This is a genomic window from Streptomyces sp. NPDC048434 (genome assembly GCF_043200375.1).
Taxonomy (GTDB): domain Bacteria; phylum Actinomycetota; class Actinomycetes; order Streptomycetales; family Streptomycetaceae; genus Streptomyces.
This window is the reverse complement of sequence record NZ_JBICXQ010000100.1, coordinates 1-1,067: the sequence shown is the minus strand read 5'-3', so window position 1 is coordinate 1,067 and position 1,067 is coordinate 1. Positions and strand designations below refer to the sequence as shown.

General features: G+C 53.4%; 2 pseudogenes. Both read right to left on the bottom strand.

The annotated features are described in order from the left end of the window. Window positions 1-774 (bottom strand): annotated as a pseudogene (locus tag ACGFWI_RS39055) (helix-turn-helix domain-containing protein); the annotation flags it as partial. A gap of 112 nt (window positions 775-886) precedes the next feature. Continuing rightward, window positions 887-1,067, bottom strand: a pseudogene (tuf, locus tag ACGFWI_RS39050) (elongation factor Tu); the annotation flags it as partial.

Sequence of the window (1,067 nt, the reverse complement as noted above, 5' to 3'; positions counted from 1 at the left end):
GGTAGGTGATATCCGCCACCCATACCTGTTCCGGACGGCTGGCTATTACTTGATTGTCTCCCGCTTTTAGCAGGTTGGGATGGCGATAAAAACGATGATGGCTGTGCGTCGTCTTGTGATACGCCCGTTTAGGCATCACCAGTAACCGCGCGCAGCGCAGGATACTGAACAACTGGTCACGGCCCACATGCAACGCCGGTTCGGGGTGTTGCCGCAACAGGTGATGCAGCTTACGTGTCCCCAGTCGGGGTTGGTGCAAGCGGATGGCCGTCACCTGTTCGACGAGATGCCGGGCCTGCTCCTCTTTGCCTGCTTCACGCTGCAGGGACTGATACCACGCTTGTCGGCTGATGCCCATCCATCGGCAGGCCCGCGTTACTGTGAGTCCCGGTACTTGTGTTTGCGCGATAAGGCGGTTAGCTGCTTTTTTGTCAGCGTGGCGCCAAAGTCGGTGTTCATCACTTTGACGACAGCTTCGAAGAACTGGGCTTTGACTTCAGATTCAGCCAGTTGCTGCTCAAGTTCTTTAATACGCTGTTCGGGCGTCAGGGGGAGTTTGGGCATGTTGTCTCCGCACGTTCTGGTGGAAGGAGAAGTTCGCCAGTCAAGTTGACCGTATTTGCGCAGCCAGTTCATGACAGTCTGGCTGCCTTGGATACCGTAGCGATCTTGCGCCTGGCGGTATGTCATCTCGCCTTTTTCGACCTGTTCGACGACAGCCAGTTTAAAGGATAGAGAGTAATCGCGTTGTGTGCGTTTAATATACTGGTTCATCACATTTTCCTCTGTGCGTGAGTAAAATGTGTCAACGCTATTCAGGACGGGTCAATTGCATAAAAAAAGGGCACCGAAGTGCCCCTTTTTTGTGTCGAAAAATTATTCGCGATTAAGCGATAACTTTAGCAACAACACCAGCGCCTACAGTACGGCCGCCTTCACGGATTGCGAAACGCAGACCGTCGTCCATCGCGATTGGGTGAATCAGGGTTACAACCATGTTCACGTTGTCGCCTGGCATTACCATCTCTACGCCTTCTGGCAGTTCGATGGTACCGGTCACGTCAGTG